General features: G+C 61.7%; 31 protein-coding genes and 1 tRNA gene. 20 read left to right on the top strand and 12 right to left on the bottom strand.

Annotated features, from left to right (window positions below):
* Nucleotides 1-287: 287 nt before the first annotated feature.
* Together R1T45_RS04395 and R1T45_RS04390 are read right to left on the bottom strand one after the other, a co-directional pair.
* Nucleotides 288-363, bottom strand: a tRNA-Ala gene (locus R1T45_RS04395).
* 93 nt (nt 364-456) lie between these two features.
* Complete coding sequence (locus R1T45_RS04390; protein ID WP_120351960.1) at nt 457-786, bottom strand: TIGR02300 family protein; 330 nt, start codon at nt 784-786, stop codon at nt 457-459.
* 111 nt (nt 787-897) lie between these two features.
* Here R1T45_RS04390 and R1T45_RS04385 point away from each other — a divergent pair, with 111 nt between their 5' ends.
* Nucleotides 898-1,599, top strand: coding sequence for a M48 family metallopeptidase (locus R1T45_RS04385; RefSeq protein WP_132443807.1), 702 nt, complete (start codon nt 898-900; stop codon nt 1,597-1,599).
* Here R1T45_RS04385 and R1T45_RS04380 read toward each other — a convergent pair.
* Nucleotides 1,596-2,717, bottom strand: coding sequence for an aminodeoxychorismate synthase component I (locus tag R1T45_RS04380; RefSeq protein WP_317390223.1), 1,122 nt, complete (start codon nt 2,715-2,717; stop codon nt 1,596-1,598). The two genes, R1T45_RS04385 and R1T45_RS04380, sit on opposite strands and share 4 nt — an antisense overlap.
* Before the next feature lie 8 nt (nt 2,718-2,725).
* Nucleotides 2,726-3,019: a Dabb family protein gene (locus tag R1T45_RS04375; protein WP_317390222.1), complete on the bottom strand. Its 294-nt coding sequence runs from the start codon at nt 3,017-3,019 to the stop codon at nt 2,726-2,728.
* Between the two features lie 126 nt (nt 3,020-3,145).
* Here R1T45_RS04375 and R1T45_RS04370 point away from each other — a divergent pair, with 126 nt between their 5' ends.
* On the top strand, nt 3,146-3,796 hold the full coding sequence (locus R1T45_RS04370; protein WP_067624773.1) for a GntR family transcriptional regulator: 651 nt from the start codon (nt 3,146-3,148) through the stop codon (nt 3,794-3,796).
* Between the two features lie 14 nt (nt 3,797-3,810).
* Here the strand turns inward: R1T45_RS04370 and R1T45_RS04365 are convergent, their stop codons facing one another.
* Entirely contained in the window at nt 3,811-4,122 is a 312-nt protein-coding gene (locus tag R1T45_RS04365; protein WP_317390221.1) for a hypothetical protein, read from the bottom strand.
* Between the two features lie 293 nt (nt 4,123-4,415).
* Between R1T45_RS04365 and R1T45_RS04360 the strand changes: the two genes are divergently transcribed.
* On the top strand, nt 4,416-4,868 hold the full coding sequence (locus R1T45_RS04360; protein ID WP_317390220.1) for a GNAT family N-acetyltransferase: 453 nt from the start codon (nt 4,416-4,418) through the stop codon (nt 4,866-4,868).
* On the opposite strand, the gene R1T45_RS04355 is transcribed toward R1T45_RS04360, so the two are convergent.
* Nucleotides 4,865-5,827 carry an acetyl-CoA carboxylase carboxyltransferase subunit alpha gene (locus R1T45_RS04355; RefSeq protein ID WP_317390219.1) on the bottom strand — a complete coding sequence of 321 codons (963 nt, stop codon included), beginning with the start codon at nt 5,825-5,827 and terminating at the stop codon, nt 4,865-4,867. The genes R1T45_RS04360 and R1T45_RS04355 overlap by 4 nt on opposite strands.
* A gap of 158 nt (nt 5,828-5,985) precedes the next feature.
* Nucleotides 5,986-6,945, bottom strand: a complete 960-nt coding sequence (locus R1T45_RS04350) for an L-malyl-CoA/beta-methylmalyl-CoA lyase (protein WP_317390218.1) — start codon at nt 6,943-6,945, stop codon at nt 5,986-5,988.
* Between the two features lie 257 nt (nt 6,946-7,202).
* Between R1T45_RS04350 and dgcN the strand changes: the two genes are divergently transcribed.
* From dgcN to R1T45_RS04335, 3 genes are read left to right on the top strand one after another with little or no spacing between them, the layout of a single operon-like run.
* A complete protein-coding gene (gene dgcN / locus R1T45_RS04345) occupies nt 7,203-8,204 on the top strand; it encodes an N-acetyltransferase DgcN (protein WP_120351952.1) in 1,002 nt (333 codons plus the stop codon).
* 2 nt (nt 8,205-8,206) lie between these two features.
* Complete coding sequence (dgcA, locus tag R1T45_RS04340) at nt 8,207-9,172, top strand: N-acetyl-D-Glu racemase DgcA (protein WP_120352293.1); 966 nt, start codon at nt 8,207-8,209, stop codon at nt 9,170-9,172.
* A 2-nt stretch (nt 9,173-9,174) separates the two neighbouring features.
* Complete coding sequence (locus R1T45_RS04335) at nt 9,175-10,035, top strand: D-amino-acid transaminase (RefSeq protein ID WP_317390217.1); 861 nt, start codon at nt 9,175-9,177, stop codon at nt 10,033-10,035.
* Nucleotides 10,036-10,038: 3 nt separating this feature from the next.
* Here R1T45_RS04335 and R1T45_RS04330 read toward each other — a convergent pair whose 3' ends face one another.
* Nucleotides 10,039-10,482 carry a DMT family transporter gene (locus R1T45_RS04330; protein ID WP_317390216.1) on the bottom strand — a complete coding sequence of 148 codons (444 nt, stop codon included), beginning with the start codon at nt 10,480-10,482 and terminating at the stop codon, nt 10,039-10,041.
* Here R1T45_RS04330 and R1T45_RS04325 point away from each other — a divergent pair.
* On the top strand, nt 10,481-11,050 hold the full coding sequence (locus tag R1T45_RS04325; RefSeq protein WP_317390215.1) for a MaoC family dehydratase: 570 nt from the start codon (nt 10,481-10,483) through the stop codon (nt 11,048-11,050). The genes R1T45_RS04330 and R1T45_RS04325 overlap by 2 nt on opposite strands.
* A gap of 194 nt (nt 11,051-11,244) precedes the next feature.
* Here R1T45_RS04325 and R1T45_RS04320 read toward each other — a convergent pair whose 3' ends face one another.
* On the bottom strand, nt 11,245-11,556 hold the full coding sequence (locus R1T45_RS04320) for a DUF1244 domain-containing protein (protein ID WP_132443798.1): 312 nt from the start codon (nt 11,554-11,556) through the stop codon (nt 11,245-11,247).
* Between the two features lie 152 nt (nt 11,557-11,708).
* Here R1T45_RS04320 and pyk point away from each other — a divergent pair, with 152 nt between their 5' ends.
* From pyk to R1T45_RS04290, 6 genes are all read left to right on the top strand, one after another.
* Entirely contained in the window at nt 11,709-13,154 is a 1,446-nt protein-coding gene (pyk, locus tag R1T45_RS04315) for a pyruvate kinase (protein ID WP_067624802.1), read from the top strand.
* Nucleotides 13,155-13,181: 27 nt separating this feature from the next.
* The gene (locus R1T45_RS04310; RefSeq protein WP_317390214.1) at nt 13,182-13,406 is read left to right on the top strand and encodes a hypothetical protein; all 225 of its coding nucleotides are present in this window, start codon (nt 13,182-13,184) and stop codon (nt 13,404-13,406) included.
* Between the two features lie 136 nt (nt 13,407-13,542).
* Nucleotides 13,543-13,743, top strand: a complete 201-nt coding sequence (gene rpmI, locus R1T45_RS04305) for a 50S ribosomal protein L35 (protein WP_007118125.1) — start codon at nt 13,543-13,545, stop codon at nt 13,741-13,743.
* Between the two features lie 15 nt (nt 13,744-13,758).
* On the top strand, nt 13,759-14,124 hold the full coding sequence (rplT, locus tag R1T45_RS04300; RefSeq protein WP_007118124.1) for a 50S ribosomal protein L20: 366 nt from the start codon (nt 13,759-13,761) through the stop codon (nt 14,122-14,124).
* 163 nt (nt 14,125-14,287) lie between these two features.
* On the top strand, nt 14,288-15,331 hold the full coding sequence (locus R1T45_RS04295) for an alpha/beta hydrolase (protein ID WP_317390213.1): 1,044 nt from the start codon (nt 14,288-14,290) through the stop codon (nt 15,329-15,331).
* Nucleotides 15,332-15,554: 223 nt separating this feature from the next.
* Nucleotides 15,555-16,751 carry a Hint domain-containing protein gene (locus R1T45_RS04290; RefSeq protein ID WP_317390212.1) on the top strand — a complete coding sequence of 399 codons (1,197 nt, stop codon included), beginning with the start codon at nt 15,555-15,557 and terminating at the stop codon, nt 16,749-16,751.
* On the opposite strand, the gene R1T45_RS04285 is transcribed toward R1T45_RS04290, so the two are convergent.
* On the bottom strand, nt 16,740-16,952 hold the full coding sequence (locus tag R1T45_RS04285; RefSeq protein ID WP_317390211.1) for a hypothetical protein: 213 nt from the start codon (nt 16,950-16,952) through the stop codon (nt 16,740-16,742). The two genes, R1T45_RS04290 and R1T45_RS04285, sit on opposite strands and share 12 nt — an antisense overlap.
* A 91-nt stretch (nt 16,953-17,043) precedes the next feature.
* Entirely contained in the window at nt 17,044-17,718 is a 675-nt protein-coding gene (locus tag R1T45_RS04280; RefSeq protein ID WP_067938057.1) for a type 1 glutamine amidotransferase domain-containing protein, read from the bottom strand.
* Nucleotides 17,719-17,891: 173 nt separating this feature from the next.
* Here R1T45_RS04280 and pheS point away from each other — a divergent pair, with 173 nt between their 5' ends.
* The 6 genes from pheS to mscL all read left to right on the top strand — a co-directional run bounded on the left by pheS (nt 17,892) and on the right by mscL (nt 24,282).
* Entirely contained in the window at nt 17,892-18,965 is a 1,074-nt protein-coding gene (pheS, locus tag R1T45_RS04275) for a phenylalanine--tRNA ligase subunit alpha (RefSeq protein WP_317390210.1), read from the top strand.
* 16 nt (nt 18,966-18,981) lie between these two features.
* Nucleotides 18,982-19,560: a hypothetical protein gene (locus tag R1T45_RS04270; RefSeq protein ID WP_317390209.1), complete on the top strand. Its 579-nt coding sequence runs from the start codon at nt 18,982-18,984 to the stop codon at nt 19,558-19,560.
* A gap of 2 nt (nt 19,561-19,562) precedes the next feature.
* The gene (gene pheT / locus R1T45_RS04265) at nt 19,563-21,959 is read left to right on the top strand and encodes a phenylalanine--tRNA ligase subunit beta (protein ID WP_317390208.1); all 2,397 of its coding nucleotides are present in this window, start codon (nt 19,563-19,565) and stop codon (nt 21,957-21,959) included.
* A gap of 15 nt (nt 21,960-21,974) precedes the next feature.
* A complete protein-coding gene (locus R1T45_RS04260) occupies nt 21,975-22,418 on the top strand; it encodes a YtoQ family protein (RefSeq protein ID WP_317390207.1) in 444 nt (147 codons plus the stop codon).
* Nucleotides 22,419-22,539: 121 nt separating this feature from the next.
* On the top strand, nt 22,540-23,727 hold the full coding sequence (locus R1T45_RS04255) for a histidine kinase dimerization/phosphoacceptor domain -containing protein (protein WP_317391035.1): 1,188 nt from the start codon (nt 22,540-22,542) through the stop codon (nt 23,725-23,727).
* A 123-nt stretch (nt 23,728-23,850) separates the two neighbouring features.
* Nucleotides 23,851-24,282 (top strand): large conductance mechanosensitive channel protein MscL, encoded by a 432-nt coding sequence (mscL, locus tag R1T45_RS04250; RefSeq protein ID WP_067937956.1) that lies wholly within the window; start codon nt 23,851-23,853, stop codon nt 24,280-24,282.
* A gap of 64 nt (nt 24,283-24,346) precedes the next feature.
* Here the strand turns inward: mscL and ald are convergent, their stop codons facing one another.
* Nucleotides 24,347-25,465: an alanine dehydrogenase gene (ald, locus tag R1T45_RS04245; protein ID WP_067937958.1), complete on the bottom strand. Its 1,119-nt coding sequence runs from the start codon at nt 25,463-25,465 to the stop codon at nt 24,347-24,349.
* 138 nt (nt 25,466-25,603) lie between these two features.
* Here ald and R1T45_RS04240 point away from each other — a divergent pair, with 138 nt between their 5' ends.
* On the top strand, nt 25,604-26,062 hold the full coding sequence (locus R1T45_RS04240) for an Lrp/AsnC family transcriptional regulator (protein ID WP_260010525.1): 459 nt from the start codon (nt 25,604-25,606) through the stop codon (nt 26,060-26,062).
* The last annotated feature ends 71 nt before the right edge of the window (nt 26,063-26,133 follow it).

Genomic DNA, 26,133 nt, shown 5'->3' with positions numbered 1-26,133 from the left:
CAGATATAAGCGTGCAGCACGACCAGCTATCATCAGCCTATCCCAATGGGTTGGCGATTTGGCAAGGTTTGGCCTTCGCTAGGAAGTGCACATCATGGGCGCGGCATAGTGGCAAGAGGCGAGACAGATCAGCGACCAGTAGGCAGGGGGTGGTCTAAAGATTTTGATCGCAAAGCATCGTTTGCCATGGTCAGATAGAGGGTATCGGTTGTAGGGGCTGTTGCGCTGCGCTCTCATCGCTTCTTCGAAGCGACTGCCGTGCGACGCCTTTTGCTTTGCAAAAGGCTTGGTGGAGCCTAGCGGGATCGAACCGCTGACCTCCTGCATGCCATGCAGGCGCTCTCCCAGCTGAGCTAAGGCCCCATCGTGGATCGTGTGATCCGGGTCGTTCTGTGCCGCTAATTAGGCGCTGGCGGAGGCGGGATCAAGCGGAAAATTGACCCCGCCGCCGATTAATTAGTCCTCGTCGTCCGAGGCCACATCGGCCAGATCGTCGAGCGGAACTGTATCGTCATCATCGTCTTCGTCATCAAGGATGTCGTCGTCCAGATCCACGTCGACCGAGTCATCGTCATCGACCAGCGATTCGTCGTTCGCCTTGTCGCCCTTCTTGGCTTTGGCTGTGACCGCATCCTCGGCATCCGCCGCGATCATGCGCGACTTGGAGTTGTCGACCTCGACCTCTTCGCCCGTGTAGGGGCTGATGATCGGATTCTTATTGAGGTCATAGAAGCGCTTGCCCGTAGTGGGGCACAGGCGCTTGGTTCCCCATTCTTCGTTGGGCATGAAACACCCCTTTATAATATTGCTGTTGCGTGTAGATGATTCCGGCCAAGTGCCATATGAGGGGGGCACTGTCAAAGGCTTTGGCCTCTATCTAGGGACGTTGCTCCGGTAATGAAAGACCCTGTGCTGCCCGGCAACCCGCCGATTCCGCTGATCCTGCGCCGTTCGGCGCGCGCGCGACGCATCTCATTGCGGATCTCGCAGCTGGACGGGCGGGTCACCCTGACCATGCCCAAACGTCTGGCCGAGCGTGAGGCTTTGGCCTTTGCCGAAACCAAACAGGACTGGATTCGCCAACATCTCGCCGCGCGGGGCGAGGATGTGATCGTGGCGCCGGGGGCTGAGGTGCCGGTGGGCGGCAAGGTGCTGCGGGTGCGCGGCGGGCAGGGGCGTGAGATGCAAGGGAGGGGCGTGCGGATCGGCCCCGAAGAAATCTTCGTGCCCGGCCCGGAGGAGAGCATCGGCAAACGTCTTGCGGCGCATCTGCGCGAAGTGGCCCGCGACCGCCTCGCCGGGGCCTGTGACGACTATGCCGCCCTGCTGGGCAGGCCCTATGCCCGGATCACCCTGCGCGACACGCGCTCACGCTGGGGGTCTTGCACCAGTGATGGCGGACTGATGTTCTCGTGGCGGCTGATCATGACCCCGCCCGAGGTGCTGGACTATGTCGCCGCCCATGAGGTCGCGCATCTGGCGCAGATGAACCACTCGCCCGCCTTCTGGGCCGAGGTCACGCGGATATACGGTGATTATCAGGCCCCCCGCCAATGGCTCCGCGACCATGGCGGCAGGCTGCATCGCTACCGGTTCTAGGCAAGGGTCGCAAAGCGCGCTTTCAGCAGCGCTTCGGCATATTCATCCTCGGCCGTGCTGTCATGCACCACGCCACCACCGACATTCAGCCGCAACCGCCCATCGGCGTGGCAGGTCGCCGTGCGGATCGCCACGTTGAACTGCATGGCCCCCGTGGGGGCGATCCAGCCCACCGCCCCGCAATAGGCATCGCGCGGCGCGGGCTCTAGCGCGCGCAGGATCTGCATGGCGCGAATTTTCGGCGCGCCGGTGATAGAGCCACAGGGGAAAAGCGCGTGGAAGATCTCGGCCAGCCGCTTGCCCGGCAAGACCTGCGCCGTGATCCGCGAGGTCATCTGGTGCAGGGTCTCATAGGTTTCGATCTCGAACAGTTTCGGCACTTCGACACTGCCCACTTCGGCAATCCGGCTGATGTCATTGCGCAGCAGGTCCACGATCATCAGGTTCTCGGCCATGTTCTTTTCCGAGGCAGCAAGATCGGCGCGCAGCTTGGCGTCTTCATGGGCGTCCCGCCCCCGCCGCGCGGTGCCCTTCATCGGGCGCGCGGTCAGGTGTCCGTCCGCGGTCAGCGCAAAGAACAACTCGGGCGAGCGTGACAGCAGGACCGGGCCGCCAAGATCGACGAAGGCCCCATGTTCCACCCTCTGACGCTGCCGCAGCCGGGCATAGAGGGCGGCAGGCGTGCCGCTATAACGCCCCTCCATCCCAAAGGTCAGATTCGCCTGATAGATATCCCCGGCTGTGATGAAGTCCTGCACCTGCGCAAACGCGGCCTCATACTCGGCAAAGTCCCAATCCGGCGTTAGGGCAGACAGGCTCGCATCCCCAGTTGCGTCGTCGAAACGGTGCGGTTGAGGCGCATCAAACACCCCGAAACGCAGCAGGGGCAGCCCGCGCTCCGCAGGCATCAGATCGCGCAGCTTACCAGAGCCGAGGTAGCCCAGCTCGTAACTCGCATAGCCAGCAAGCCATGCGCCTCCCGCCTGCGCCGCCTCAAGGGCTGCGAAGGCCGCGGGCACCTCTGCGGGGGTCTGGGCACTGATGATCCGCTGGGGCGCATGAAAACCCGTGCCGCTTCCCAGCGGGCCAGTATCAAAGAGGACGCAAGGGCCAGCCATGCCGCGCCTTAAAAGTCCGCAGGCACGCGCATGTCGCGCAGCGGGCGGACGATATCGATGGATTCTTGATAGATCGGATGCGCCTTATAGGCGGCCAGCGCCTCGGCGTCGGGGAATTCGGCATAGACAACCACATCCACATCGCCCGAAAGCGCATCGACACGGGTGTTTTCGCAGATCTCGAAGGTTGTCGAATGCGGGATGTCGGCCAATTTCCAAAGCCCCGCCACGATCGTAGGCAAGTCTTTGGCGTCTTTGGCCGAGAAAAAGACCACGTGACGGATGAAGTTTCGTTTGATCAAGGCGCGTCTCCTTTGGCGGTTTTATCCCCGATAAATCGCCGCAGGGCCCGGGACAACGGGTGATCGTGCTCAGCGCCGCAAAATGCCGCGCTTGACGGGTGGCTAATTTGTGATCACAACCGCATCATGAACCTCAGCCCCCGCCCTGTCGAGGCCACACCGCTGGCCCATGATCGTGTCTACCGCCGCCTGCGCGCGCGGATCATGCACGGCGATCTGCCGCCCGGTCACGCGCTGACCCTGCGCGGCATCGGCAAGGAATATGAGGTCTCGATGACGCCCGCGCGCGAAGCGGTGCGGCGTTTGGCGGCCGAAGGCGCGCTGACGATGTCTGCCTCAGGGCGCATCTCCACGCCCGAACTCAGCAATGAACGGATTGAGGAATTGGCCGCCCTCCGCGCGCTTTTGGAGGTCGAACTCGCGTCACGCGCCTTGCCGCGGGCGCATATGGCGCTGATCGAGCGGATGCAGACCATTAACACCAATATCGCCGAGGCCGTAGCGCACCGCGATGCGGTCAGCTACATCCGCACCAACCTCGAATTCCACCGCACGCTTTATCTGCGCGCCCAAGCACCCGCCATGCTCGCCATGGCGGAAACAGTTTGGCTGCAACTGGGCCCCACCATGCGCGCGCTCTATGGCCGCCTGCGCCGGACCGAGCCACCGCATTTCCATCGGTTGATCATCGCCGCCCTGCGCGCCGGGGATGAACCGGGGCTGCGACTGGCGGTGCGCTCTGATGTCACCCAAGGTTTGCGGATGCTGGCCAGCTGACTGCCGACCCATGCTCAGCTCGCCGCGCCCTTTTTCGGCGGCGCGACAGGCTCGACCATCCAATGCGTGCCGGTTGATAAAATACAGCTCATGCCATCAGCCCTGCTTATCAACACGGTAAAGCTGCCGCTTTCAGCCGAGGCAAAGACTTCGATCAGCGCGTTGGGGTTTTGCAGGCCCCGCGCCGAAAGGGTCTCGCCATAGGCGGCTTCCAATTGCGCCGCGAGCGCCGCACGCGGGGCGCAGGCCAGAGCCTGAGCAAAGACCGGTGGCCCGGTGCAGGCCATACCAAAGAGCAGGGCGGCGGTGAGAATACGTTTATACATGACAGGCTCCCTTGTGCTGTGATCAACAAGGGCATCCGGCGGCACAGGGGTGTCGCAGACGCCCTGTAGTATAAATATCGGCTGCGTTGAGGCCGTTTGCAAATCACACCGGGTCACATATGCGGCGCTTGACAGGTGCGCGGCAGAGGCGCATCTACGCTTCATGGAACAGACCTGCTTCACAACAGTCTATTATCCCCGCTCCTAACCGGCGCGGCACCTATTCCCATATCCACAAGCCGCCACAGCGCGGCTTTGCTTGTCTCCCTGTGGCGATCACAGAAAGAGACGACATGCCCCCCATTCGACCCGCCCAAAAATCCGACCTCCCAATGGTCCTCGATCTGGCCCACGCGCTGGCCGCCTACCACGGCGACACCGCCACACTCACGCTTGCGGCGCTAGAACGGGACTGCCTTGGCCCCGCGCCTTGGCTGACACTCTTGGTGGCCGAAGGCGCGACCGGCCTGCATGGCTATGCGGCGCTCTGCCCGCAGATGCAGTTGCAATTCGGCGCAAGGGGGATGGACCTTCACCACCTCTTTGTCTGCGACACCGCGCGCGCGCGCGGGCGCGGCATCGGCAAAGCACTGGTCGACGCCGCGCTGGACCATGCAAAGGCGCAGGGATGCAGCTATGTGACGGTGGGAACAGATACAAAAAACCGGCGCGCGCAGGGGTTCTACCGCGCCGCCGGTTTCGATCAAATCACGCCTGATCCGCGCTTTCGGCGGCGGCTGGCCTAGGCCGCCAGCCCTTTGCGGCCCATCTCAAGGAACTTGGTCCGGCGCTCTTTGACCAAAGTCTTGCCGTCCTTGCCGTCGAGTTCCTTGAGCATGGCTTCGATCGACTTGCCCACTGCGTTGATCGACTCTTCGGCATGACGATGCGCGCCGCCCATCGGTTCGGGAATGATCCGGTCAATGACACCAAGGGTCTTAAGCTCATTCGCCGTCAAACGCATCTGCTCAGCCGCTTCGCGCATCTTCTCGCTGTCTTTCCACAGGATCGACGCACAGCCTTCGGGCGTGATCACCGAATAAACCGAATGCTCCAACATGGCGACGCGGTTCGCCGTGGCAAAAGCCACCGCCCCGCCAGAGCCGCCTTCACCAACAATCACGCTGATCAGGGGCACGCCGATCTGCAGGCATTTCTCCGTCGACCGGGCAATCGCCTCAGACTGGCCGCGCTCCTCGGCGCCCTTGCCGGGGTAGGCCCCGGGCGTGTCGACGATAGTCACAACCGGCAAGTTGAACTTATCCGCCAGTTCCATCAGCCGCACCGCCTTGCGATAGCCTTCTGGCCGCGCCATGCCGAAATTGCGCTCGATCCGGCTCTTGGTGTCATTGCCCTTCTCATGGCCAATAACCACCACCGGCGTATCGTTAAACCGCGCCAGCCCGCCCATGACGGCCAGATCATCGGCAAAATTGCGGTCGCCGGCCAGCGGCGTGAATTCCGTAAAAAGCGCCTCGATATAGTCTTTGCAATGGGGCCGCTCTGGATGACGCGCCACCTGACATTTGCGCCATGGCGTCAATGAGCCATAAAGGTCTTCGAGCATCCCCGCCGCTTTTTTGTCCAGCGCGCGGGCCTCATCGGTGATGTCCATCTCTTCGTTGGACCGGGCCAATGCCCGCAGCTCTTCCGCCTTGCCTTCGATCTCGGCCAGCGGTTTTTCGAAATCCAAATATTGGGTCATTGCATGCTCCGGCTTGTTGCCCTGTTATATGGAGCGCAACGCGCCGGTTTGCAACGCGGGTTTGACAGGCAGGCAGGCGCAGACCCTAACCTCTTCATCCTTTTTCAAATACCCGCGGGGGTCCGGGGGCAGCGCCCCCGGCGGTCTGCCACAGGCGCTCAGCCCCCGGCGATCATCTCGGACTGGCGCACAATCACCTCGGCCTGTTTGATGCTGGCGATATCCACCAGACGCCCCTTATAGACCGTCGCCCCTTCGCCCTTCGCCTTGGCTTCTTCCATCGCCGCGAGAATCTCCCGCGCCTCGGCCACGGCCTTCTCGGAGGGCGTGAAAACCTCGTTGCTCAGCGCGACCTGTTTGGGGTGGATCGCCCATTTGCCCACCATCCCCAATGTCGCCGACCGCCGCGCCTGCGCGCGGAAACCCTCGTCATCCGAAAAATCGCCAAAGGGCCCGTCGACAGGCAGCACGCCATGGGTGCGGCAGGCGGCGACGATGGCGGCCTGCGCCCAGTGCCACGGGTCCGACCAATGCTTTTGCTCACCGCGCTGCATATAGTAGTTTTCCTGCGTGCCGCCGATGCCGGTGGTCTGCATGCCCATCGAGGCGGCGAAATCCGCAGCCCCCAGCGACATCGCTTGCAGACGCGGCGAAGCGGCGGCGATCTCTTCCACATGGGCGATGCCCGCCGCGGATTCGATAATCACCTCAAAACTGATCTTCTTCTCGCGGCCCTTGGCGGTTTCCACTGCGGTGACCAGCGCATCCACCGCATAGACATCCGCCGCGCAGCCCACCTTGGGGATCATGATCTGGTCGAGCCGCTCGCCCGCCTGTTCCAGCAGCTCCACCACGTCACGGTACCAATAGGGCGTGTCCAACCCGTTGATCCGGACAGAAAGTGTCTTCTTGCCCCAGTCGATCTCCGAGATCGCCTTGATGATATTGGCGCGCGCGCTGTCCTTGTCCGAAGGTGCCACGCTGTCTTCGAGGTCGAGGTTGATCACATCGGCATCCGAGGCCGCCATCTTTTCAAAGATCGCCGGGCGGGAGCCGGGGCCGAACAATTGGCAGCGGTTCGGACGGGCAGGGGCGGCAGGCTGAATGCGGAAGCTCATGGGGTACCTATGGGTAATTTTGTTTCATCATCAGTCTCCATTCTGGTATGAAATTGCGCCGTCAATCGCAAGGAGGTTTTCGCAGTCGCAGCATTTCGATGATTTCTGTGGCCTCACGGCGCAGCGCACGAATTTTGCGCAGCCAACGGTAATTTGCGGGAAATGCTGCGCATTTGCATGCAGATGCGTCGACAACGCCACGCACTTGCGTATTCTCGCGCGCAATATGCGGACAAAATCAATGCCGGAGACTTGCCATGATCAAAACCCCTTATCTGCTGTTTTTGGGCGACGCGCCTGACTCTCTGTCCGCCAAGGTCGCCCAAGGCATCAAAGACTGGCGCCCCGACAACGCTGTGGGCCAATTCCGCATGGAAGGCTGCAAGGCTGATCTCGGCCTGCAAGACATGACGCTGGCCGAAGCGCGCGAAGCAGGGGCCGAGACTTTGGTCATCGGCGTCGCCAACCGTGGCGGTAAAATCAGCGCGGCTTGGAAAGAAGTGCTGATCGAGGCGCTGAACATGGGTTTCGACATCGCCTCGGGCCTGCATAATTTGCTGCGCAACGAAGCCGATCTGGTCGCCGCCGCCAAGGCGAGCGGCACCACATTGCATGACGTGCGCGTGCCCAGCGTCGAATATCCCATTGCAGACGGCAAGAAACGCAGCGGCAAGCGGGTCTTGGCCGTGGGCACCGATTGCTCGGTCGGAAAGATGTACACGGCTTTGGCGCTGGACGAGGCCATGCGCGAAAAGGGCATGAAAAGCACCTTCCGCGCCACCGGCCAGACCGGCATCCTGATCACTGGCGAAGGCGTGCCGCTGGATGCCGTGATCGCCGATTTCATGGCCGGGTCGGTGGAATATCTCACGCCCGACAATGATGACGACCATTGGGATATCATCGAAGGGCAGGGCAGCCTGTTCCATGTCTCCTACTCAGGCGTGACCATGGCGCTGATCCACGGCGGCCAACCCGATGCGCTGATCCTCTGCCATGAGCCAACCCGGACCCATATGCGCGGCCTGCCGGAATACAGCTTGCCCAGCATGGAAGCGGTCCGCGACGTGGCGCTGACACTGGCCCATGTGGCGAACTCCGCCTGCAAGGTCGTCGGCATTTCGGTCAACACCTACCACATGTCCGAAGCCGAGGCGGATGCCTATCTGGCCGAAGTCGAAGAGCGTCTTGGCCTGCCTGCGGTCGATCCCTTCCGCCAAGGGGCGGCGCGACTGGCCGATGCGCTGGCGGCGCTATGACCATGCAGATCGACGTTACCGCTGATACGTTCAAACTGGCGCAGGTCTTTACCATCAGCCGTGGTTCGCGGACCGAGGCCAAGGTTCTGACCGTGCGCATCACCGATGGTGGCGTGACCGGCTGGGGCGAATGCGTGCCCTACGCGCGCTACGACGAAACGCTCGAATCGGTCACGGCTGAGATCAACGGCCTGCCCGGCGATATCACCCGTGCCGCACTTTATGATCTGCTGCCCGCCGGGGCGGCCCGCAACGCTGTCGACTGCGCGCTGTGGGATCTGGAAGCCAAACGCGCGGGCAAGCGCGTTTGGGAACTGGCCGGGCTGACGGCCCCGGGGCCGGAAGTCACGGCCTATACCTTGTCACTGGACGCGCCCGAGGCGATGCGCGCGCAGGCCGCGAAACACAGCCATCGGCCCCTGCTCAAGATCAAGCTCGGCACGCCTGATGACATGCCCCGGCTCGAAGCCGTGCGCGCAGGTGCGCCCGATGCCACCATCATCATCGACGCCAATGAGGGCTGGTCGGCAGAGGTCTACGCCGACCTTGCGCCCCATCTGGTGCGCCTTGGCGTGGCATTGGTCGAACAACCCTTGCCCGCGGGCGAAGACGACGCGCTTTTGGGCATGGACCGCCCGGTGCCCGTCTGCGCGGATGAGAGCTGCCATGACCGCGCCAGCCTGCCTGGCCTCAAGGGCAAATACGATGTGGTGAACATCAAGCTCGACAAGACCGGTGGCCTGACCGAAGCGCTGGCGCTGCGCGATGCGGCGCGGGCCGAAGGGTTCGACGTGATGGTCGGCTGCATGGTCGGATCGTCGCTGGCGATGGCTCCGGCGACGCTGGTGGCCCAAGGCGCGAAGGTGGTGGACCTTGACGGCCCGCTGCTTCTGGCCGAAGACCGCGACAATGCTTTGAAATTCGACGGCGCGGGCGTGCATCCCCCCGTGGCCGCGCTCTGGGGGTGACCATGCGAACTGTCTATGTAAACGGCGAATACCTGCCCGAGGATCAGGCCAAGGTCTCGATCTTTGATCGGGGGTTTCTGATGGCCGATGGGGTCTATGAGGTGACGAGCGTGTTGGATGGCAAGCTGATCGCTTTTGATGGCCATGCCGAGCGTCTGACCCGCTCAATGAACGAGCTCGACATGCGTGCGCCTGCGACCACCGAAGAACTGCTGGAAATTCACCGCGAGTTGGTGCGGCTGAACGAGATCAAAGACGGGCTGATTTACCTTCAGGTCACGCGCGGGTCGGATGGCGACCGTGATTTCGCCTTCCCCGATCCCGAGACCACCGCGCCGTCGCTGGTGCTGTTTACCCAGTCGAAATCGGGTCTTGCCGACAATCCAGCCGCGCGTGACGGCATCCGCGTGATCAGCATCGAAGACATCCGCTGGGGCCGTCGTGACATTAAAACGGTGCAACTGCTCTACCCGTCGATGGGCAAGATGATGGCCAAGAAGGCGGGTGTCGAAGACGCTTGGATGGTTGAGGACGGTTTCGTCACCGAGGGCACATCGAACAACGCCTATATCGTGAAAGACGGCAAGATCGTCACCCGCGAGACCTCTAGCGATATCTTGCACGGCATCACCCGCAAGGCGGTGCTGGAACTGGCCCGTGAGGCGCAGATGCAGGTGGAAGAGCGTAACTTTACCATCGAAGAGGCGCAGCAGGCGGATGAGGCGTTTGTGACCTCGGCCAGTGCTTTCGTGACCCCCGTGGTTGAGATTGACGGCGCCAAGATCGGCAGCGGCACGCCGGGCAAATTGGCGCCCCGTCTGCGGGAAATCTATCTCGAAGAGATGCGCAAAACCGCGATCTGACGCTCAGAACCGCGATAAAATCAGCCCCGCCGCCACCAGCGCGGCGGCGGCGATGCGGGTGGGGGTGATGGCCTGTACCGTTAGGCCCAAAAGCCCCGTCGCATCAATCACCAGCGCCGCGCTCAACTGGCCGAGGATCAGCGCCGAGATCACCGTCAGCGCGCCCAGCGTCGGGATCGCCCAAAGCACCGACCAGACGTAGAACGCCCCCAGCACACCACCCAGCAGCAAGACCGGCGAAGCCGAAGCCGCGCGGGGCAGGGCGCCCAACTCTCCGCGCAGCAGCAGCACCGCCAGCAGGATCGCGAAACCCACGCCAAAAGATACCGCCGCCGCAGCGACTCCGCTGCCGATGTTGCGGCCCAAGGCGGCGTTGATCGGGGTCTGCAGGGCGACAGCCGCGCCCGCGATGGCCACGACGATAAGGGCGAGGATTGGGGTGTTCATGATGCCTCCGGCTTTGGCTTGGCCCAGCATGGGACTTGCCCGGTCGGACGCAAGGGCTTTCGCAGGTCTGACCATCGCGGATAGTGTGGCGCAAAGTGAGGAGGCCATGATGCGCAACGAGATTGACCGGGCAGAGATGGAAGCCGCCGTGGGGTGCGAATTGGGCGTCTCACCGTGGTTCATGATGGATCAGGCGCGGATCGACGCCTTTGCCGATGTGACCGAGGATCATCAGTTCATCCATGTTGATCCAGTGCGCGCGGCGGAAACGGATTTCGGCGGCACCGTGGCGCATGGGATGCTGACGCTGTCGATGATGTCGGGCATGGCTTATGGCGCGCTGCCGGTGATGACGGGGGCGAAAGCGTCGATCAACTACGGGTTCGACAGCGTGCGTTTTATCGCGCCTGTGCATTCTGGCAAGCGTATCCGGGGGCGGTTTATTCTGGCCGAGGCGCAGACGCGGGGGCGGGGCAATCTGATGACCCGCTTCGCCGCGACGGTTGAGATTGAGGGGGCAGAGCGCCCGGCGGTGAAGGCCGATTGGCTGGTGCTCTACATGTTTTGAGCGGCCCCCTTCGGGGCGGTGGGGGCCGAAGCTCAGCGATGCAGGCGAAAAGGGCAGGCATGGGGGCACCGAAAAGAAAGCCCCGAATACCTGCCCCATTGGCGGTTTCACTCACGCCGCGCCGGTGGTGAGTGTTTCGCGATCATGGTCAATGCTATCATTTGACGGTGTATTGCTTCGGCTCGACGGGTTGTTCAGCCTTTGCCGACATTCTCTTCAAACGCCGTCTTGAACGCCTCTTTCTGGCTGTCTTTCGCTTCGGTCTGATAGTTGGCTTTCCATGCGTCCATGGTCATCCCGTAGAAAAGCTCGCGCGCCTCGTCCTTGCCCATGTCGATGCCGCGCTCGTTAGCGGCCTCCTGATACCAGCGCGACAGGCAGTTGCGGCAAAATCCGGCGAGGTTCATCATGTCGATGTTCTGCACATCGGTCCGGTCTTCCATCAGGTGTTTCTGCAACCGGCGAAAGGCGGCGGCTTGAAGTTCGATCTCTTGTTGGCTGGGCATGACAGCTTCCTTCTCATATCACTGGACGGAACCGCGAGGGGCCGTCATTCTGATGAAACCTTTGACAGGCACTCATGGGGGCGCTAGGCCACCGGATAGGCGATGTTATCGTTAACATTCGCTTTGGGGACATAGGATATGAAGGAACAGATATGAGACGTTTGCGCAATGTAAAGATCGTGGCCACACTCGGGCCAGCCTCCGAAACCCGAGAGGTGATCGCGGCATTGCACAACGCCGGTGCAGATGTTTTCCGGCTCAACATGAGCCACGGCAGCCATGAAGAGATCCGCGAAAAGCACCGTATCATCCGCGAGATCGAAAAAGAGACCGGCGGCGCGATCGGCATTTTGGCTGACCTTCAGGGGCCGAAGCTGCGCGTGGGCGTTTTCGAGGGCGACGGGCCGACCTTGGAAGAAGGGGCATCCTTCCGGCTTGATCTTGATGAGGCGCCGGGCGATGCGGCCCGTGTTTGCCTGCCCCATCCCGAAATTTTCGCAGCCCTTGAGCCGGGCGCGAGCTTGTTGGTCAATGACGGTAAAATCCGTCTGAAGGTGCGCGACTGTGGCCCTGATTTTGCCGATTGCGAAGTCGTGACGGGCGGTGTGATCTCGAACCGCAAGGGCGTGAACGTGCCCGACGTGCTGCTGCCCTTGGCCGCCCTGTCTGAGAAGGACCGCGCTGATCTGGAGTTCGTCTGCGAGTTGGGTGTCGACTGGCTCGCCCTCAGCTTTGTCCAGCGGCCCGAGGATGTGACCGAGGCGCGCGATCTGGTCAAAGGCCGGGCGGCGATCCTGTCGAAAATCGAAAAGCCCGCGGCGGTGGAGCGTTTCGAGGCGATCTTGGATGTCAGCGATGGCATCATGGTGGCGCGCGGCGATCTGGGCGTGGAACTGCCCGTGCAGAACGTGCCGCCGATCCAGAAGCGTCTGGTGCGCAAATGCCGGGCGGCGGCCAAGCCGGTGATCGTGGCGACTCAGATGCTCGAATCGATGATCGAAAGCCCGATGCCGACCCGCGCCGAAGTGTCGGACGTGGCCACGGCGATCTATGAAGGCGCGGATGCGGTGATGCTGAGTGCGGAATCAGCCGCCGGGGATTACCCGCTGGAGGCCGTGGCGACGATGGATAACGTCGCCCAAGAGGTCGAGGCCGATCCGACCTATACGCAGATCATCGAATCTTCGCGCACGGCGGACCGTACCACCGTGGCCGACGGGATCGTCGCCGCCGCGCGTGAGATTGCCGAGACGACGGACATCAAGGCGATCTGCTGTTTCACCCAATCGGGCACCACCGCGCTGCTGACCGCGCGCGAACGCCCCCGCGTGCCGATCATCGCGCTGTCGCCACTGGTCAATACCGCGCGCCGTCTGGCGCTGAGCTGGGGCACGAATTGCATCATCACCGATGGGCATGACCGGTTCAAGCTGGCCGTCCTCAGCGCCGCGCGGGCGGCATTGTCAGAGGGCTACGCCGGGCCGGAGGATCATATCGTGGTGACAGCCGGTGTGCCTTTCAACGTGCCGGGCAGCACCAATATTCTGCGCGTGGCGCCCTGTGACGAACGTTTGATTTACGCCTCCGATCCGGAGTAGCCTTCCTCAATAAGGGGGATGTTGCGTGTGAACTCTGACTTGGCAATGGTGGTCGGCATCGTTCTGGCGGTGCTGTCGATCCCTTCGATCCTCTCTGCGGTGACCGACCGTCGGTCGCCGCGCGCCTCGGCCATCACGATCTTAATTGCTGCCGGGCTGATCGTCTTTGCTCTGCAGAAAAGTCCAGGGCGCTATTCCTTCGAGACGCTGCCGGATGTCTTCGTTTCCGTGGCGGCGGACCTGTTGCCTTAAGCGCGTCCACAGCGCCGCTCAAAACCTCTTGCATCCGCACCCGAGCGCGCTTATACGGCGCATCTTAGCCTGCACGACCGGCCGAAAGTGGCATGCCGAGTCGTGTTTATACCGAACTCAAAAGACGGAGACGGAAATGCCCAAGATGAAGACAAAATCGAGCGCCAAAAAGCGCTTTAAGGTCTCGGCGACTGGTAAGGTCATCGGCAGCCAAGCTGGCAAACAGCACGGCATGATCAAACGGACCAACAAGTTCATCCGTAACGCACGCGGCACGACAACACTGTCCGAGCCCGATGCAAAGATCATCAAGGGCTTCATGCCCTACGCCCGCTGATATAGGAGTACCGAGATGTCCCGAGTAAAAGGTGGTACAGTCACCCACGCGCGTCACAAAAAGATCATCAAAGCCGCAAAAGGCTATTATGGTCGGCGCAAAAACGTCTTCAAGGTCGCCACACAGGCGGTCGACAAGGCCAACCAATATGCAACCCGTGACCGCAAGAACCGCAAGCGCAACTTCCGCGCGCTGTGGATCCAGCGGATCAACGCCGCCGTGCGCAGCCACGACGAAGCGCTGACATACAGCCGCTTCATCAACGGTCTGTCGCTGGCCGGTATCGAAGTGGACCGTAAGGTTCTGGCCGATCTGGCCGTGCATGAGCCCGAAGCCTTTGGCGCGATCGTCAAACAGGCGCAGGACGCACTGGCAGCCTAAGCTGACCTTGCATTGAGTTTTAGAAAGCCCCGCCCCACGGCGGGGCTTTTTGCGTTTGGGCAGACGCAGAAGGACCGAAGGGGATCCTCAAGAAAATGTCATTGAACTGCCCCAAGAGCCATCTGTTGTGCCAGCAGGACACATTCAGGAAGGAAGACATTCAATGACACTTTCCCTACGCCAACTGCTAACCGGTGCCGCGATTGGCGCGCTGGTGCCCGCGACCGCCTTTGCTGAGGCGCGTGCCGATAAAGACAAAGTCGTGCTACAGGCGCAGACGCAGGAGTTTATCGACAGCCTTGAAGGCTCGACCCCCATCAACGAGCTATCGCCGGAAGAGGCGCGGCAGGTCTTGATCGACACGCAGACAAAGGCAGATGTCGAGATGCCCGATGCCTCGGTCGAGAAAATGACACTGGAAATCGGCCCCACCGGACAGACGGATGTGGTCGTGGTAAAGCCCGCGGATGCCGGTGATGAGGCATTGCCGGGCGTGCTTTACTTCCACGGTGGCGGCTGGATCCTGGGCAATTTCACGACCCATGAACGCATGATCCGTGAACTGGCAAATCAGACAGGCGCGGCCTATGTCTTTGTCGACTACGCCCCGGCGCCCGAGCAGAAGCACCCCGTGCAGCTTGAGCAGGATTTCGCGGTGCTGAAACATGTTGCAGAGAATGCCGCTGATTTCGGTATTGATGCCAACCAATTGGCTTTGGCGGGCGATTCCGTCGGTGGCCAGATGGTCGCTGTCGTGGCGCAGATGGCCAAAGAACAGGGCGGCCCGGACCTCGACGCGCTGGCGATGATCTACCCGGTCACCACCGCTGATCTGACCAGCGGCTCTTACGAGGAATTCGCTGATGGCCCGTGGTTGACCAAAGCCTCGATGGAGTGGTTCTGGAACGCCTATCTGCCTGAGGACGCCGATCCGATGGATCCGATGATCTCTCCGTTGAACTATGACACCGAAGCGTTGGCCGATCTGCCGCCTTCGCTCGTGATTACAGGCGCAAACGATGTGTTGCGCGACGAAGGGGAAGCCTTTGGGGCCAAGCTGGTCAAAGCGGGCGTGGAGACCGAGGGCACGCGCTATGATTTCTCGATCCACGACTTTGCCATGCTCAACCCCATTGCGGACACCCCCGCGCCCGAAGCGGCGATTGAGCAGGTGTCTGGCTTCTTGAAAGACCACTTTTCGAAGTAAATCACCTCAAGGCCAAGCGAAAGCCCCGCCTATTCGGCGGGGCTTTTTGCGTATCGGGTAGCTGCTTAATGTTGCCTTAATAAACCCTCGCCATGGCCATGCTCCTACCCCACCTTATGGACAATGTGGCTTAACGATAGGCCATTGTGCAGGGATTCCGCGCGGGTGGCGCGGCAATTTATGCTGTTTGCCGGCAGGTTATTTAAAAAAGGTGGGGATGTTTATGCCCGGAATTGTAATCAACAGGTTGGACGAAGACCCCCATGAAACGGTCCACGGCATCCGCGACGATACCAGTTCGCGCGGTGTCGATTTGGATGGGGCGCGGATCACGCTGACCTATGCGGATGGCACGACCGAGACGCTGACTTGGCACGCGACAGACCCCTATACGAATGGCGCGGCGGTTGGCGAGAACACGCAGATGTCCTTTGGCTATGACTGGCATCATCTGGAAACGACCAAACCGCTGGCCACTATGGAGATCGACCTCCAGCCCGCCAGTTCGGTTTTCGATACCACCACAGCCCCGGATGACGATCCGAACGGCGGCTCTACCCCCACGTCGCTAGAGGGGTTTCCCTTCCGGGTAAGCGCAAACTCGCGGGATTTGGCCGGTGATCTGGAGGTGACCTACGCTGGCATTGTCAATCTGGCGGGCAGCCCGCCTGCGGGGGATCTTTTCACCACCATGACCGTTGATTTCTCCGCTCTGCCCAAGGGTGGGCTTGTGGGAAGTCTGGATTGGAAGTCCGACATCGACACGATGCGCGAGGAGGGGGATCTCGTCTCGACCGGCGTGGCCTGTTTCACGCGCGGCACCTTGATCACCACCGACGAGGGCGATCTGCCGGTCGAAACCTTGGCCCCCGGCGCGCGCGTGCTGACCCAAGGCAGTGGCTATCAAGAGCTTGTCGCCGCACTGCGCCGCTCTGTCGGGGCGTCGGAACTGGCGAGGAACCCCAAGCTGTATCCCATTCGGATCTCTGCTGGGGCATTGGGCGCGGGCCTGCCCAAACGCGATCTCATGGTGTCGCGGCAGCACCGTATGGTTGCGCGCTCGGGCATTGTGAAACGGATTTGTGGGGCCATGGCGGTTCTCGTCGCCGCCATCCGGCTGACCGAACTGCCGGGGGTGCATGTCGACGATGGTGTGGCGCAAGTGGAATATTTCCACCTGATCTTCAAGCAGCACGAGGTCGTCTATGCCGAGGGCGCGCCGAGTGAGAGCTTCCTGCTGAACGCCGAAACGATCGGCACCCTAAGTCATGCGCAGCGCGAAGAATTCGCTGCACTCTTTCCCACCTTGGTCGCGGGCGACGGTTTTGGCGCATCCGCGCATCCGATCCCTCCCGGGGCGGTGCAAAAACGGCTGATCGAAAAGCACAAGAAGAACGGGCGCGCGTTGCTATCGGTCTAACGTGTCGGGGTCATAGGGGTTCAGGCTGGCGGGGGTCAGGCTGATGCCGTCCTGCGCGGCCCGATGGGCGATCGCCTCTTCGCTGCGGTCCAGTTGTACGGCGATCACGGGGGGCGCTGTGCCCTCTGCCGCCAGAATGCGAAGCTGCTCAAGGTCTGCGGCGCTCCATGGGGCGCCGGTGCTGCGGTCATAATCGGCCATGTCGGAGGCTCCTTTCAGAGGTAAAACACGCCGCGACCACCGGCGGTTCCTCCGGGCGGGGAAGGGGGCGCGGCTGCGCCCCCTCATGCTGTTACTTCAACAGTGCCAGCATCTCTTTCGCCGCTTCTTCGGAAGAGGCGGGGTTCTGGCCGGTGACCAGCTTGCCGTCGACCAGCACGTAAGACGCCCAATCGTCACCCTTGCTGTAGTCGCCGCCGTTTTTCTTCAGCATATCTTCGACCAAGAAGGGCACCACATCGGTGAGGCCAACGCCCTCTTCCTCGGTGTTGGTGAAGCCGGTGACGCGCTTGCCAGAGACCAGCGGCTTGCCGTCGGCTTGGGTGTCCTTGAACACCGCAGGCGCGTGGCAAACGGCACCAACGGGGCGGTCGGAGGCCCAGAAGGTCTCGATCAGGCGCTTGCTGTCAGCGTCATTGGCCAGATCCCACAGCGGGCCGTGGCCGCCGGGGTAGAAGATCGCGTCGAAGCCATCCGCATCCACATCGCCCAGCACTTTGGTCGAAGCGAGCGCCTTTTGCGCGGCGTCGTCGTCTTTGAAACGGCGGGTCGCATCGGTCTGCGCGTCGTCGCTGTCGCTGTTGGGGTCAAGCGGCGGCTGGCCGCCCTTGGGCGAGGCGAGGGTCACATCAGCGCCCGCGTCTTTGAAGACGTAGTAGGGCGCGGCGAATTCTTCGAGCCAGAAGCCGGTTTTATTGCCGGTGTCGCCAAGCTCATCATGCGATGTCAGAACCATCAAAATTTTCATAGGTCTCTCCTTTCGGGGGAGGTTGGGCGCGCCGGTGCCGTGAGAGCACGCCGAGGGGATGCGGCCTAACGCTTAGCAGAGGTGGTGGTTCCACCATAGCGCCGCAACCCCTACGGCTTGCATTCGAGGGGCGAGAGGGCTAGCAGGACGGGGTATTATTCCAAGGGCCTGTCATGGACGATCTGAAGCAAAAGTACCTGAGCCAAATCGCCGATGCCGGTGACGAATCCGCATTGGAAGACATCCGGCTGGCTGCCGTCGGCAAGAAGGGCGAGGTCGCGCTGAAGATGCGCGAGCTGGGCAAGATGACCCCCGAAGAGCGGCAGGTCGCTGGCCCCGCGCTGAACGCGCTGAAGGATGAGATCAACTCGGCGCTGTCCGCCAAGAAGGCAGCACTTGGCGATGCCGCGTTGGATGAGCGTCTGCGCAGCGAATGGCTCGACGTGACCCTGCCCACGCGGCACCAGCGTCAGGGCAGCATCCACCCGGTCAGCCAAGTGACCGAAGAGCTGACCGCGATCTTTGCCGAGATGGGTTTTTCCGTCGCCGAAGGCCCGCGCATCGACACCGATTGGTACAACTTCGACGCGTTGAACATCCCCGGCCACCACCCCGCGCGGGCCGAGATGGACACGTTTTACATGGCCCGTGCCGAGGGCGACGACCGCGCGCCCCACGTGCTGCGCACCCACACCTCCCCGGTGCAGATCCGCACCATGGAGGCCGAAGGCGCGCCCCTGCGCATCATCTGCCCCGGCGGCGTCTACCGTGCGGACTACGACCAGACCCACACGCCGATGTTCCATCAGGTCGAGGGGCTGGCGATCGACAAGGACATCTCGATGGCGAACCTCAAATGGGTGCTGGAAGAGTTCTTCTCGGCGTTTTTCGAGGTCGACGGCATTAAGACCCGCTTCCGCGCCTCGCATTTCCCCTTCACCGAGCCGTCGGCTGAGGTCGACATTCAGTGTTCTTGGGTCGACGGCCAGCTGCGCATCGGTGAGGGCGACGGCTGGATGGAGGTGCTGGGCTCCGGCATGGTGCACCCCAAGGTGTTGCAGGCGGGCGGGATCGACCCGAACGAATGGCAGGGCTTTGCCTTTGGCATGGGGATCGACCGGATCGCGATGCTGAAATACGGCATCCCGGATCTTCGGGCGTTCTTTGATTCAGACCTGCGCTGGCTGCGGCACTATGGGTTCGCGAGCTTGGATCAGCCGAATTTGCATGGTGGGTTGTCGCGGTGAGTTGGAGCTTAGTCTAATGGCGATTAGAGATGTTATAGGTGCCCAAAATGTTGTCACTATAGAACTCGCGTCCAGCTTTTTTCGTTTGAGTAATGGTGGCTTCCTTACTGGGCTCATGAATCGAGAATTGGCTGACGAAATGCATGCGGTCGTCAGTGTGATCGAAGATTTTGTTCGCGAAGAGAACGAGCGCGAGCTTCGGCTTAGCGAGAGCGCGGGAAATAGCCAATATACTTTGAACGTTGGTCTTCCGTTTACGAATGAGGTTCCAACTATCACTGTTCTAGGCGTCTCGCCTGGTTCCTTTTCATTTCAGTCCGGTTCAAGATACCTAAAGATAGAATGGCTACTTGCGGTTTCCCTTGGTGCGATGGGTGCTGTTGCGAAATATCCTGACTTTAAGGACGGAGTATCCGAGATTTACAGGGATTTAGAAGCAGGTCACAAGTTCATCGAGACACGTCTGAAAGAGCATATCGAATTCGTCGACCGAGAAATTCCCAGCGACATAAAGGGCCGGAGAAAACCGGAAACACTTGAAGATAGCCTCAAGACAAGACTCTTGAGTGCTCCATCACGCGGAACTGAGATCTAATCATGAAATTCACCCTCTCTTGGCTCAAGGACCATCTCGACACCACGGCGTCGATTGATGAGATCACCTATGCCCTGACCGACCTCGGCCTCGAGGTCGAAGGCGTCGAGAACCCGGCGGCGAAGCTGGCCGACTTTACCCTCGGCTATGTGCAATCGGCCGAGAAACACCCCGATGCCGACCGGCTGAACGTCTGTCAGGTCGAGACCGATGAAGGCGTCATGCAGATCATCTGCGGCGCGCCGAATGCGCGGGCGGGCATCACCGTCGTCGTCGCCAAGCCGGGCGTCTATGTGCCGGGGATCGACACGACCATCGGCGTCGGCAAGATCCGCGGCGTGGAGAGCTTTGGCATGATGGCCTCCGAGCGCGAGATGGAGTTGAGCGAAGAGCACGACGGCATCATCGAATTGCCCTCGGGCAAGCCCGGCGACCGTTTCATCGATTGGCTGGCCGAGAATGACCCGGCGAAGGTCGACCCGGTGATCGAGATCGCCATCACCCCCAACCGCCCCGATGCGCTTGGCGTGCGGGGCATTGCGCGCGACCTCGCGGCGCGGGGCTTGGGCAAGCTGAAGCCGCGCGATTGCGATGCGGTAGAGGGCAGCTTTGCCGCGCCGATCTCTGTCAGCATCGACGAAGATACGCTGGACGGCTGCCCGGTGTTTTATGGCCGCGTGATCAAGGGCGTAAAGAACGGCCCCAGCCCGCAGTGGTTGCAGGATTGCCTGCGCGCCATCGGGCTGCGTCCGATCTCCTTCCTCGTGGACGTGACCAACTTCTTCACTTTCGACCGCAACCGCCCGCTGCACGTCTTTGACGCCGACAAGGTCACAGGCAACCTGCGCGTTCACCGCGCCAAGGGCGGCGAAGAGATCGTGGCGCTGGATGAAAAGACCTATACCCTGCAAGCGGGCCAGATGGTCATCTCCGACGACAGCGGCGTGGAAAGCATCGCGGGCATCATGGGCGGTGAGGCCACAGGCGTGACCGAAGACACGGTGAACGTCTTTGTCGAAAGCGCCTATTGGGACCCGGTGCAGATCGCCTATGCGGGCCGCGCGCTCAAGATCAACTCGGACGCGCGCTACCGTTTTGAGCGCGGTGTGGACCCGGCATGGACGCCCTATGGTATCGAACATGCCACGCGGATGATCCTGGATCACGCGGGCGGCGAGGCGTCTGAGGTTGTGGTCGCGGGCCAAGTGCCTGACACCAGCCGCGCCTACAAGCTGGACGCCGAGAAGGTGCAGTCGCTCGTGGGCATGACGATCCCTGAAAGCGACCAACGCCAGACACTGACCGCCCTTGGCTTCCAGCTCGACGGTGACATGGCGCAGGTGCCAAGCTGGCGGCCCGATGTGCAGGGCGAGGCCGATCTGGTGGAAGAGGTCGCGCGGATTGCGTCGCTCACCAAGCTCGAAGGCAAGCCGCTGCCGCGTCTGACAACGGGCGTGCCGCGCCCCGTACTCTCGCCCATGCAGCGCCGCGTGGTTACCGCCCGGCGCACGGCGGCGGCGCTCGGCTACAACGAATGTGTGTCTTACAGCTTCATCGACCAAGCCTCTGCCGCGCTGTTCGGCGGCGGCACGGATGAGACGCGCCTCGAAAACCCGATCTCGTCGGACATGAGCCACATGCGCCCCGATCTGCTACCCGGTCTGTTGCAGGCCGCGGCGCGCAATCAGTCGCGCGGCTTTGCCGATATGGCGCTGTTTGAGGTCGGCCCAGCCTTCTCAGGCGGTGAGCCGGGCGAAGAGCAGATCATGGTCAGCGGCCTGCTGGTGGGCCGCACCGGTCCGCGTGACGTGCATGGCGCGGCGCGGGCGGTGGATGTCTATGACGTCAAAGCCGATGCCGAAGCTGTGCTGGCGGCCATCGGCGCGCCCGCCAAGGTGCAGGTCCTGCGCGGCGCGGCGGATTGGTGGCATCCGGGCCGTCACGGCAAGGTCTGCCTTGGCCCGAAAAAAGTGCTCGGCATCTTTGGCGAAGTGCATCCCCGCGTGCTGGCCGCGATGGACGTCAAAGGCCCCGCGATGGCCTTCACCATTTATCCCGACGAAGTGCCGCTGCCGCGCAAATCCGGTGCCACGCGCCCGGCCTTGCAGATCAGTGACCTGCAAGCGGTCGAGCGTGACTTTGCCTTTGTCGTCGATGCGGATGTCGAGGCGCTGACGCTGGTGAATGCGGCCAAGGGGGCCGATAAGAACCTGATCGAAGACGTGCGCGTTTTTGACGAGTTCATCGGCGGCAGCCTTGGCGAGGGCAAGAAATCCCTTGCGATCACTGTGCGGTTGCAGCCCAGCGACAAGACGCTGAAGGATGCAGACATCGAAGCCGTGGGTGCTAAGGTTGTCGAGAAAGTGACCAAAGCAACGGGCGGCGTGCTGCGCGGCTGAACGAAAGGACGAGCGATGAAAGTCTATCTCTCCGGTGAAATCCACACCGATTGGCGCGAACAGATCATCGAAGGGGCGCGCAGCCTTGAGGTGACCTTCACCGCGCCGGTCACCGACCACGCCGCCAGCGACGCTTGCGGCGTGGCGATCCTTGGGGAAGAGGCCGACAAGTTCTGGCATGACCGCAAGGGCGCGCAGATCAACGCGATTCGCACCCGCAAGGCGATCGCCGAAGCGGATGTGGTCGTGGTGCGCTTTGGCGAACAATACAAGCAGTGGAACGCGGCTTTCGACGCGGGCTATGCCGCCGCTTTGGGCAAATCCCTGATCATTCTGCACGGCCCCGACCATGCCCATGCGCTGAAGGAAGTCGATGCCGCGGCGCTGGCCGTGGCCTCCGAACCGGCTCAGGTGGTCGAGATTCTGCGCTATGTGCTCACCGGTACCCTGCCGGGGTGACGCGGCAGCAGGGCTAGCCGCCTTAAAATTTAACATCTATCAAGGGCTTAAGTGCGAATCGATTCGGCAGCGTAGTGGACGCCGCTGCCTTGCGAGCTAAACCTTCACTAGCTGGAGGTTCATCAGCCTTGATCTGCCCCCCGAAAGGCAGGCCAAATCCGACCCCCGCTGCCGTGCCAAAGTTGCGTGGCGGGTTAACTTTGGAAGGAGAGGGTCCATTTTAGCCGACACGCCCGCAGAGCAGGATGCGCGTCTTGAGACGCTCTATTCCTATGATATTCTTGATACCGAAGCCGAAGCGGATTTCGACGATATCGTCGAGCTTGCGTCCAAGATCTGCGAAACGCCCGTCTCTCTAATCAGTCTGGTTGACGAAAAGCGTCAATGGTTCAAGGCCCGTGTGGGGTTTGAGCCGCAGGAGACCGGTTTGGATCAATCGGTCTGCTCTCACGCTATCCTTGATGGGGGCTATACCGAGATCTCGGATATGGGGGCCGATTCGCGCACCGTGGACAACCCGCTCTATGTGGGCGACCCGCGGGTGAAATTCTATGCCGGGGCGAACCTTGTCGCGCCGAACGGCCAACCGATCGGCACGCTTTGCGTGCTGGATACCAAGCCGCGCACCCTGAACGACTTCCAACGCCAAGCGCTGCAAACCCTGTCGCGTCACGTGATGATGCAGTTGGAACTGCGCAAGAAAATCCGCATCGAGGCCGCCCTACGCGCCGAGATGGACCACCGGGTGAAAAACTCGTTCCAGACCATCGCGTCCCTGCTGCGGATGGCGACGCGCAAGGTGCAAGACCCCGACGCAAAGGATGTACTCGCCCTTGTAGAGCGGCGTTTCGGGGCAGTGGCATCGCTGCACAGCGAATTGATGGGGCAGGGCGGCAAAGGCAAGGTGCAAACCTCTTCCTACCTTGAGCAGTTGAACAAACTTCTCGCCGCCAGCGCGCCGGATCACGTCACCATCTTTTGCGAGGCCGAGCCGGGCGAGTTGCAGGCCGTGCAAGCCTCGGCGCTTGGCATGATCGTGAGCGAGTTCGTGGCCAATTCGATCAAACACGCCTTTGTCGGGGATCGGGCAGGAGAGATCAGGATTTCTCTGCGTCGGCAGGAGGGGGGCGAGAGCTGGCTTTTGGAGTGTCGGGACAATGGTCGCGGGCATAACGGTGCCGTTTCGGGTGCCGATAGCACCGGCCTTGGGCGGTTGTTGATGGCGACGGCGGCTGAACAGCTAAGCGGGCGGCTGAGCACCGATTTCAGCGCCAATGGCGCGCTTTTGCGGGTCTGTTTTCGGCAATAGGCCTGCCCGAAGCCGCAAATCGGGCGGTTCACCTGAAAACTTTATTGACCCCAATGTGCCGCAGTCCCAACTATCGGGTATGACGGCGAGGATATCGGCGCGACGTGGAATAGGGACAGAACTGTGATTCAAGAATTCAAGGATTTCATCGCCAAGGGCAATGTTATGGACATGGCCGTTGGTATCATCGTCGGCGCGGCATTTACCGCGATCGTGTCGTCGTTGGTGGCCGACCTGATCAACCCGATCGTCGGGCTTTTCACCGGTGGGGTGGATTTCACCAACAACTACGCGGTGCTGTCGGGCGATGTGCCCGCGAATGCCTCGTTAGAGCAGGCCCGAGAGGCGGGCGCGTCGGTCTTTGCTTACGGCTCGTTCCTGATGGCCGTGATCAACTTTTTCATCATCGCCTTCGTCGTCTTCATCTTGGTGAAGATGGTGAACCGCGTGAAATCGGCTGCGGAAAAGCCTGATGAGGTGGCGCCAGAGGTCAAGACCGGTCCATCGCAGCTTGATGTATTGTTGGAAATTCGGGATGCTTTGAAAACGCGCTAAGCGGCGCTATCGAATGAGAAAGGCCCGCCAGATTGGCGGGCCTTTCGTGTCTCACCGGTGGCGTTTAACCCGCGATGGCTTGATCTGCGGTGATGCTGTCGATCCCAAGCGCGTCGCCCACGGCGGCATAGGTCAGCTTACCCGCGTGCACGTTAAGCCCGGCCTTGAGGTGGGGGTCATCCGCGCAGGCCTGTTTCCAGCCCTTATCGGCCAGTGCCAGCATGAAAGGCATGGTGGCATTGCCAAGCGCGATGGTCGAGGTGCGCGCCACGGCGCCGGGCATGTTGGCCACGCAGTAGTGCATGACGCCGTCGACCTCATAAACCGGGTCTTGGTGGGTGGTCGCCTTGGAGGTCTCGAAACAGCCGCCTTGGTCAATGGCCACGTCGACCAGCGCCGCGCCGGGTTTAAGTTCGGACAGCTGCGCGCGGCTGATCAGCTTGGGCGCTGCGGCACCGGGGATCAGCACCGCGCCGATGATCATATCGGCTTGGCGCGCCAATTCGATGGTGTTGCCCGCGCTGGCATAGGCGGTTTTGAAGGTGCCGCCATAGATGTCATCGAGATAGCGCATCCGGGGCAGCGAACGATCCAACACAGTCACATCCGCGCCCATGCCTGCGGCAATCCGTGCCGCATGGGTGCCGACGACGCCGCCGCCGATGACCATAACCTTGGCCGGGCCAACACCGGGCACCCCGCCCATCAACACGCCGCGTCCGCCATTGGCCTTTTGCAGTGTCCAAGCGCCGACCTGCGGTGCCAGACGCCCCGCAACCTCGGACATCGGTGCCAGAAGGGGCAGCCCGCCATTCCGGTCGGTCACGGTTTCATAGGCAATCGCGGTACAGCCCGAGGCCAGCAGATCATGCGTCTGATCCGGGTCGGGCGCGAGGTGCAGATAGGTAAAGAGCAATTGCCCTTCGCGCAGCATTTTGCGTTCGCCCGCCTGTGGCTCCTTCACCTTGACGATCATATCGGCGCTGGCAAAGATTTCCTTGGCCGTGTCGATGATGGTGGCACCTGCGGCGGTATAATCCGCATCTTCAAAACCCGCGCCGACGCCCGCCCCTGCCTGCACGATGACCTCATGTCCGTGGGCGATGGCTTCTTGTGCGGCATTGGGCGTCAGGCCGACGCGGAATTCCTGCGGTTTGATTTCTGTCGGGCATCCGATTTTCATGGGGGTCACTCCTCCTCCGTAGTGGGACAGGATTATCACAGCCGCCGTGCATATCGCTGCGAATTTGGGGTCGCCATGGGGCTCATTCTTCGAATATAATCGCGTCTGAACGCTTTGTTACGCGAAAGTATTGCGCATATGGCCTTGGATGAGATTGATCGGCGTGTTCTGCGCGCTTTGCAGCACAACGGGCGGATGTCCAATGCCGAATTGTCGGAAGTGGTGCATCTGTCGCCCTCGGCCTGTCATCGCCGTGTGCAGCGGTTGGAGAAAGAGGGCTATATCCGCGATTATGTCGCCCTGCTTGACCCGCGCAAGCTGGATATGCCGACCACGGTGTTTGTTGAGATCACCCTGCAGGCGCAGGCCGAAGAGGTGTTGGAAGCCTTTGAGAAGTCGGTCTCGCGCATTCCCGATGTGTTGGAATGTCATCTGATGGCGGGAACGGCGGATTACCTGTTGAAGATCGTGGCGGAGAACACCGAGGATTTTGCCCGAATCCATCGCCAGCATTTGGCGCGGCTGCCGGGGGTGGCGCAGATGCAGTCGAGTTTCGCGTTGCGGACGGTGTGCAAGACGACGGCGCTGCCGGTGTAGTTGGACGGTGAGGCGGAGGTTCCAAGCGGAGCAGCCCGGAATCAAGGCCGAAGGCCGCCGGGCAGCGCCAG

The organism is Sulfitobacter sp. LC.270.F.C4 (assembly GCF_032922545.1).
Taxonomy (GTDB): domain Bacteria; phylum Pseudomonadota; class Alphaproteobacteria; order Rhodobacterales; family Rhodobacteraceae; genus Sulfitobacter; species Sulfitobacter profundi.
This window is presented reverse-complemented; position numbering and strand designations above follow the sequence as displayed.